Raw genomic sequence first — 8538 nt, 5'->3', positions numbered from 1 at the left:
GCTGGCACCAAGATCAGCCGCGGGGGACCAAACCTTGCGCCACACCCTGATTCGCCACCTCTGTGCGGAAGAATGTTATTTACTTTGAACAACTTGCCACTTGGTATTTCGAGCGGGGAGGACACTGACCAGTGCCCAACGACGACTGGCTCGTCGGAGGCGATCGGCGCCGCGCCGCCGCCGATCGAATTTATGACGCCGCCACCGACCTCATCGCCCACGAGGGAATCAACCAACTCGACATCGACAGGCTTGCGACCCTCGTCCATTGTTCGCGCGCGACCGTCTATCGCTACGTCGGCGGTAAGAACGACATCCGCAACGTTGTCGTCAAACGCGCTGCCGCACGCATCGCCGACTCGGTCCGCTCGGCGGTGGAGAATCTTAGCGGCCGAGAACGCGTCGTCGCCGCGATCATCTTGTCGGTCCAACGCATTCGAGCCGACCCGCTCGGCCAACTCATGATCAGCTCGATTCATGGCGGCACTCAGGAAGTCGCCTGGCTTGCCGACTCGCCGCTGCTTGCGGGTGTGGCCAGCGACCTCACCGGACTTGCCGGCGGTGATCCCCACGCCGCGAGATGGGTGGTCCGCGTAGTGCTATCGCTGATGTACTGGCCGGCCGAAAGCGAAGACGTCGAACGCCTCATGGTCGAGAAGTTCGTCGCACCAGTATTCGCCGAGTAGCGGTGGCCGCGAGGGATACCCGTGAGTGGGTCCCGGTGCCGCGCGGCCTGGGGCTGCAGTCTCCCACCGCAGGCGGTGCCGTCGAACTGGAAGTCCATCGCCCGAAACAGCGTTGCGACGCATCGCTGATATCCCCGCTACGGCGGGTGATCGTGTTATCTCGAGATGGGATATTGGTACCGGCGCTGGGCGCGGCACCCACCTGGCCACAGCCGATGCGGCCGCATTTCCGCATTGTCGGATCAATTCAGATGTCCGGCAGTCACTTCCCGGACCAGTGTCGGCTTGCTCGCCACCGAAGCTGGACTGGTAGTCAGCCATACCGCACCTGAAGGACCTCATCCGGGGAGATCATTGCTGGCCGGCCCCGACGGCACTCGTGGCCCACGTTGACGGGACCATCGGGATACCTGAAGCAGTTGATGTCGACCAACTCCTAGCCGAAGCCGTCGCTGGGGAGCCAGCAGTATCGGCAAAGCCCGCCACCGTAGCCACTTCGCGAGACGGCTGCGCCACCTCCGCAGGTATGTGCCTCGGTGCCATCATCTCGACGGGGTTCGCGTCGACCGAGTCATCAGTGGTCGCGGAATCCGAATCGAGGGGGTGGGACGTGATCCGATCAGTGCCGGTATCGGATTCGGCGCCGGAGAAATCGGGCGCCGACTGCTCCCGATAGTTGACGTAGCCGCCAATGCCAAGCGGCAACGCGACTGGCAAGGTAATCGCGGCCGCGGCACCGAGGCCAAGTGGGACGAGAGCACTTGAACCCAGCACCAATAGCAACGTCGCCAGCGGATAGTTCCACAACAACGCCACAACGGCCCCCAAGAGAAACGGAACCCAGTCGGCAAGGAACCCGCCGATAGCTGAAAGTAGCCCTCCAATTAGCCCAAGGAGACCCTGCAGCAATGACAACAGCAGAGGTATGAAGAACTCCCAAAACAAAAATGCGACCATTATGCCCAAATAGGCCACTTCGAGAATCCCCTGCCAGACCCATACAAGCATCCCGACGATCCACGACCAGATGCTGCCGATGACCTCGGTGCCGCCCAGGGCCGCGGTGCTCCCCGCACTACCGGCCGGTCCCATTTCACGATCTTTGAGGATCACTGGCGCGGGCGAGTTGTGTGGCGCTGAGCCCAGCGCCACAGCCGAGATCGCGTCATAGACGCCCATCGTGGTGGCGGCCTGCACCCACATGCGGACGTAGTCGGCCTCATTGAGGGCAATTGGAATAGTGTTGATACCGAAGAAGTTCGTCCCCAACAACACCGCGTGAGTGGTGTGGTTGGCCGCCAGCTCGGTCAGGGTCGGCATCGCCGCTAACGCACTGATATATGCCGATGCCACGATTTCGAGCTGGGCCGCCGATTCACCGCAGACAGTGCTGTTCTGAGCTAACCACTGCAGGTAGGGCAGATATGCGGCCATGCAACTCTCGGCACCAGGGCCCTGCCACGCCCCGACCTGCATCCCCGCCAGTTCTGCAGCCAACTCCTCTGCCGCCGTGGCGTATTCAGCCCCCAGCGAACCCCACGCCGCGGCGGCGGTGAACAGCGGACCAGGGCCCGAGCCACTCCACAATGCACTCGAAAGTACCTCCGGCGGCCAGGCTATCCATACGGACGCCGTCATTACAGACCTCTTGAAGTTGCACGTGAAACCGCTGTCGCGATATCGCCACCGGCGTCCCCGAGCCCGGCCAGGGTTCGACTGGAAAACCCCGCCCCGCTTTGCCAATTCGCCAGATTTGATACCGGAAGCATCGTCTTGCTGGCCGTTGCCGAACCCTCGGAAGTTAATCGCGTCACGACCATAAGCCCCTTTCGACCTCGCCCTGCCCCGATAGAGGCTGCGGGGTGACCGCCGATACCCACCACCAATCGAGGTATCGATCAACCCCGTTCCGTCCTAGCAACTCCCGTGAACGCGTCATCGCGACCGGAATGTGCGGCATACGGTAGTGAGCGTATGGGGGCTCGTCAGTACTTCGGCGGCACTGGGACTTCCAATGAGGACGCCTTCTGACCATTTCTCATGGTCATGGAACCTCGGGGCTGGCTAGCGCACATTAATTCCATGTGAGTCTGGCCAAAACCATTTTCTGTCAACAGGATTGACACTGAACCTGCCGCGGGAGTCAACGTGAATCGCGACCATGGCATCAAAGACCCAGTCCCCGGTGTGGAAATCACGCACTGCACACCGAGTTATTTGACCGGGGTCCACGCGGCATCGCCGATGGCTGGATAGCCCGGCCGATCGCAGTGTTGCCGGTCATCACCGGATCATGGTCGTGGTTGCCTTACCCGTCTTCATTCTTGGCAGGCGGCACAGTTCAGCGATGCCGGCGCGGCAAGCGTTACAACCGAAGCCACTCGGTCAGGTTGCCGCCGCGGGATCTTGTGCTTCCCGCCCGGAGTCGCGAAACACCCAGATGCCACCCTCGGTTGGTCCCGGATCCGACTTCTTGCGGCGAATCAGACCGCCAGCGCTAAGACTTCGTCAAAGCCAGCGACCAGAGCGCTATAGAACACGTCGTAGTCGGGGATTGCCACGGTATCGACATTGATGCCGAGCGCGCAGCTATCCACGTAGGACAGCAGGGTGACGTTGACCGCCGCACCGATCGTTGGACCAAATGCGTATTGGGTGCGCACTGCGGCACCGCCCAGAAACACCGGCACGGGCACCCCGGGCACATCGCTGGTCAGAAAATCAACATGCCGCAGAACCGAACCTATGTACCACCGCGGCATCAGGTTCAAAAAGCCGGCGATGGCTTGCGTATGCGGCAGCGACTTTTCCTGTCGCACCGCGCTAACCCGCTCGTGTATGGCCTTGATTCGCTGTGCCGGGTCGGCTTCGCCGACCGGAATATCGAAGCGCATGATGGTGATACGGTTGCCGCCCATACCATCGTCATCGGTTCGCAGACTGATCGGCATCGTCAGGTGTAGGTCACCAACGCCGACACCGTGTTTCTCATGATAAAGGCGTAGTCCACCGGCCACTCCGGCCACGAATGCGTCGTTGAGTGCACCCCCGCATCGGTGGGCGGCCTCGCGCAACTGCAGCCGAGGCACCTCGAGGACGCCGAGGTGCCGGATCAAACTGCGTTCCTTGATCAGCGGAGAACCGGTGTGGTTCAGTGGCCGAACGGTTCGGTAAACCGAGGCGGCGTTGGCTGCGGCCGATCGCGCTGTCACTACGGGCCGCCGCAGGCTGTTGTACAGCAACAGCGGACCCCCCTTGATCGCTCCGATTAACGCTCTGGCCAGCATGGACACGCCGTAGCGCCAGGAGTCGCGGTACCCGTCGAGCCACGAATGCCGGGGCAGTTCCGCAACCGCCGGCAGCGACGGGTGCGCACCCACCTCTGCGGACAGGTCAAACAGGTGCATGGCGATCTGGACGCCACCGACACCATCGGTGAGCGCGTGGTGGAACTTGCAGATCACGGCGGCACCACCATCTTGGAGGCCCTCGATCAGCGTCGTCTCCCACAGCGCCCTGGCCCGGTCGAAGTCTTGCATCTCGGCCAACTGGGCCATCTCGAGCACATCCTCGAATGTCCCGGCTCCGGACACCGTCACCCGCCGCATGTGGTACTCCAACTCGAAGTCGGCGTCCGGCTCCCATCGAGGCGAAGCGGGTGGCGGGGATTCCACCACCCGCTGCCGAAACATCGGCATCTCACGGCTGATCAGGTCGAACCGCTGGCGAACCTCATCCCAATCCGGAGATCGATCCAGCAACAAGACCGTGACGACGGTGGATCGAAGGCGCGGATCGCTTTCCATCGACCAGGTAAACGCGTCGCTATTGCGCATGAATTCGGTCATGTTGACTCCACGCACAAAACGTACGCCAGTCCGTGACCGGGGTCACTAGCGTGTTGGCCGCCAATGACTTTGGTCCCCATGAATTGGGGCCGTTAGTCGACCCCCGGGTCAGGCGCCCAGCACCCGCCGGGTGTAGTCATTGAGAAAGACGCGGTTGGGATCCAGCCGGTCGCGGACCGCGGTGAAGCGGTCCCAGGCCGGATAGCGCTCCCGCAGGCTGGCAGCCCGTTGATAGTGACGCTTGCCCCAGTGTGGCCGGCCGCCGTACTCATCCATGATCGCTTCGACCGCCCGGAAGTAGGTCTCGAATTCCATCCCGGTGTACTGATGCACCGCGATGTAGCAGGTGTCCCGCTCGTAGGCGGTGGACAGAAACGCATCGTCGGGAGCGCTGAAGCGGACCTCGAGGGGGTACATGATCGGCAAGTCGCGACGGCGCACGACCTCGATGACGCGGCGAACCGCCTCCCGCGCATTCTCACGCGGAATCGCGTACTCCATCTCGGTGAATTTGACGTTGCGCGGACTCGGGTAGACCTTCCAACCACGATCTTGCACGCTCGAGGGCGACATCAAACTCGTCAACAGACGATTCAGTTTCGGTGCTGTGCTGGGGAACTGCCGACCGGTCCGGCAGACAAGGCCTAATCCAACGTTTTCGAATTGGTCCCCCACCCGACGCCTCCACTCGGGTACGGGCATGGGGGGCTCTTCGCTGCGGCGCGTGGTCCGTGTCAGCGCCGTCTCGGCATAGGGAAACACGAAAAACTCGAAGTGGTCGTTGTTGTCGACATGCTCATCGAGCCGCTCGAGCGTTTCAGCGAGGGGCTTGAGCTCGTCGTCACGATGCAACGTGAACAGCGGCACTACCTTGAGGGTGAGCTGCGAAATCACCCCGAGAGCGCCGATAGACACCCGTGCTGCCAGATAGTCATCACCCTCGGATAGCTCTAGCACCTCACCGCTGGCGGTGACCAGTCGTAGCGCAACGATTTGCGCTGACACGTTGGCGAAGCGGGCTCCGGTCCCATGCGTCGCGGTCGCGGTCGCACCGGTGATGGACTGCTTGTCGATGTCGCCCTGGCTTTCCAGCGCCAGACCGTGCTCTGCGAGCTGCGAAAAGAGTGGACGCAGTTTGGCCCCGCCCTCGACAGTGGCCAGACCGGCCTCGGGATCCACGTTGACGATCCGCTGCATCCCGGCCATGTCGACCATCACGCCGTCAGTGCATGCGCAGTCGGTGAACGAGTGCCCGCTGCCGACCGCGCGCACTCGCTCGCCGCGCTGGCCGGCTTTTGCGACAAGCTCTGCCAATTCGGCTTCCGAAGCTGGCCGGACAATCTCCGACGGCGCACAGTACTGCTCGCCGGCCCAATTTCTCCACACAGTTTTCACCGCGCCAACTCCCTCACTACCGACTCGGCCACGGTGACCGCGTGTGCCACCGTCTCATAATTGACGTTGTCCGGCGTATCGGACATCTGATGGTAATTCGACAGCGCTTTGTGGCGGTCGATCGACGAGAAGCACGCCGTCGGGTAACCCGCCCGGCTCATGATCACGGCGTCGGTGCTGTTGCGAGAGCGCATGCCGCGCCGCAGCAGCGCCTCGGCCCGGTCGGCGGCACGCGCCACCAGGTCACGGAATGGCCGGTGGTAGTAATCCTCCATAACCGTGGTGCCTTCACCTTCGAGCATGATGAGTTCGGGCGAGCCGATGGTGTCGAAATTGAGGAAATACGTGTGGTCCCGGTCCAGTTCGGGCTTGTGGCGGGCGACAAATCCGTAAACGCCACCCTGCAGTTGTTCTTCGGCGCCCAGCGACACCAGTAGCACCCGCACGCCCGGCACCGGTCGCTCGCGTAGCCGCTCGGCGAGGGCAACAAGCAACGCGACGGCCGAGAGGTTGTCGTTGGCCCCGGGCACGATTGGACTGCGAGCGATGTCGGTGAACGCCGCTACTCCGATCGCGCTCATGGCTGCGCCCGCGATCATCGTTTTCCGGCTACCGCGCCAAGCACCGACACCGGCGACGATCGGCGCCAAGATTGACGGCCACCAGTTCGGTAGCGAGGTGTCGATGCGCTCGACGATCCCCGGGAACCGCTCGACAAAGAAGCGTTGATAGCCCGGCTCAAAGAACTTTCCGCTGTGGGCGGCGTCATGGTGGGCGCACACCACAACCGTCTCCTGCCCGTCTAGGTCTCCGGCCTCGGCCACAACATTCCAAGTCGTTCGCCGCTGTTGGAGCGACTTGCGTGCGATGCGCACCCCGTTCGAGCAGTCATCGGCGATCGCCAGTCCGGCTCCCACGCCAGCCAGCGCGGCAATGCCGCGCAGCCGCCGACTGATCAGCCCGGCGGCGGCCGCGCCGACCCCAACCGCCGACAATCTGGCGTGTAGCTGCGGATAGCCGTCGTAGAACTGCTCCTCTTCGATCCGTGCATGTTGGGCCCCAGCCGCATCAAGCCAGTCCACGATGCGCAGTGCCACCTCGTGCTCACCCGGGTCACCGGCCGCTCGCTCGATCGGTGCCAGCGTCTCGATGATCGTGCGCATCGTGGCAAGCTCGGTAGGCAGTACCGTGATCGGACTCATTGCAGCTCCTTATCGCGCAATTCGTAAGCGAGGCAAACCTTTTCCGGCGCCGAAGGCTATTGGCTCTTTAGAGAAATGTGCGTCCCTCACCCCGGTAGGTCGGGACGACGTCGACGACCTGCGCGCCACGAACCAGATACAAGCGATCGAATCGCTCACAGAGTTCGCCGGCCTTGGTGTGGCGGAAGTAGACCTTGTCGCCAACCTTGAGCCGTCGCGCCGCGCGGCCCGACAGCGGTGTCTGCACCTCGCCGGTGCCCTCCATCGGGTCGAGCTTCAACCCGCTGGGCAGATAGGGGCTGGGCATCCGGTCTTTTGCTCCGACTCCGCTGGCCAGGTAGCCGCCGCCGAGCGCGGTGACGGTCTTGGCTCCGGGTCGGCGGCATATCGGCAACGCAAACATCGCCGCTGGCTGCAGGGAGAACGCCGAGTAGGAGTCAAACAATGTCGGCGCGTAGAACCCGGAGCCGGCGGTCGCTTCGGTGACCGCGGACTCGTGGGCGACCAGTTGAAGGTCTCCGGTGCCGCCGGCATTGACGATCTCGAGTTCAGCGACTTCGCTGACCAGTTCAACGGCGCGAGCGCGGCGTTCGCGCAGCTCTGCGAAGGATTCGCGCTGCATCCAGCGCACGATCGCGTTTTGGGCGAATTTGCCTGCCACCTGGTCCCCGAACCCGGCGATGTGGCCTTCGTAGGACATGAGTGCGACCAGTCGCAGCCGTGGCCGCCGGGCGATCTCCAGCGCAAGCTCGCGTGCTTGTTCGGGGGTGTGCAACGGGGAGCGCTTCGGGCCGACCTTGACCCGTCCTCCCGCTCGCCAATAGCCGGCGTCGAGGTCCAGGCACAGCCGAACCGGCCTGTCGGTTGCTCGGTCGATCAGGTCGAGGTGTTCGACGCTATCGACCATGACGATCGGCGCCCGCGCGGGGTTTTCGGCGGTTAGCTCGCCCAGCTCACGCAGCCCGGTGCGATCGGTTGTCGGATAGGCAAGCAACAGGTTGTCGAAGCCCTGTCCGGCCAGCCAGAGGGTCTCGGCCAGCGTGAAGGTCATCAGACCTTCGAATCGTGGGTTCGAGTCCAGGATTTCGCGCTGCAGCGGCCTGCATCGCAATGACTTGGACGCTACCCTGATGGGCTTGTCGCCCGCGCGCGAAAGCATTTGGCCGGCATTGCTCCACATCGCGTCGAGGTCGACGAACGCAAACGGCGCATCTTGGTCGGCAAACGCTTCCTCGTACCGCTGCAACCGATTCTGCTCATCTAGCCTGGCCATCTCGTCCGAGCGTTGCTCGCGACCCACCTCGTGCACGCCGCCACCCTACTGAACGTGGCCCACGCAGTGACAGAGGATCGGCCATGTTGCGCCCAGGGATCACCGGATATGCCACATTGTGTGCGGATCGCCTG

Annotated in this window: 6 protein-coding genes; 1 reads left to right on the top strand and 5 read right to left on the bottom strand. The window is 63.2% G+C overall.

The genetic code is table 11. The features are described from left to right. The first annotated feature begins 131 nt into the window (after positions 1–131). On the top strand, positions 132–686 hold the full coding sequence (locus SHTP_RS11230; RefSeq protein WP_011740974.1) for a TetR/AcrR family transcriptional regulator: 555 nt from the start codon (positions 132–134) through the stop codon (positions 684–686). Positions 687–1037: 351 nt separating this feature from the next. Here the strand turns inward: SHTP_RS11230 and SHTP_RS11225 are convergent, their stop codons facing one another. From SHTP_RS11225 to SHTP_RS11205, 5 genes are all read right to left on the bottom strand, one after another. Continuing rightward, positions 1038–2324: a PPE family protein gene (locus tag SHTP_RS11225; RefSeq protein WP_096370632.1), complete on the bottom strand. Its 1287-nt coding sequence runs from the start codon at positions 2322–2324 to the stop codon at positions 1038–1040. An 845-nt stretch (positions 2325–3169) separates the two neighbouring features. After that, positions 3170–4534: a wax ester/triacylglycerol synthase domain-containing protein gene (locus SHTP_RS11220; RefSeq protein ID WP_172900539.1), complete on the bottom strand. Its 1365-nt coding sequence runs from the start codon at positions 4532–4534 to the stop codon at positions 3170–3172. A 108-nt stretch (positions 4535–4642) separates the two neighbouring features. Next, a complete protein-coding gene (locus tag SHTP_RS11215) occupies positions 4643–5929 on the bottom strand; it encodes a D-arabinono-1,4-lactone oxidase (protein ID WP_172900538.1) in 1287 nt (428 codons plus the stop codon). Continuing rightward, complete coding sequence (locus SHTP_RS11210; protein WP_096370630.1) at positions 5926–7131, bottom strand: M28 family metallopeptidase; 1206 nt, start codon at positions 7129–7131, stop codon at positions 5926–5928. Before SHTP_RS11210 ends, SHTP_RS11215 begins: the two co-directional genes overlap by 4 nt. 67 nt (positions 7132–7198) lie before the next feature. Next, positions 7199–8440 (bottom strand): amino acid deaminase/aldolase, encoded by a 1242-nt coding sequence (locus SHTP_RS11205; RefSeq protein ID WP_012394366.1) that lies wholly within the window; start codon positions 8438–8440, stop codon positions 7199–7201. Between the last annotated feature and the right edge of the window lie 98 nt (positions 8441–8538).

This window comes from Mycobacterium ulcerans subsp. shinshuense, from assembly GCF_002355775.1.
GTDB classification, from domain to species: domain Bacteria; phylum Actinomycetota; class Actinomycetes; order Mycobacteriales; family Mycobacteriaceae; genus Mycobacterium; species Mycobacterium marinum.
Note: the sequence above shows the minus strand (reverse complement) of the source record. Positions and strands in the feature narration are given on the sequence as shown.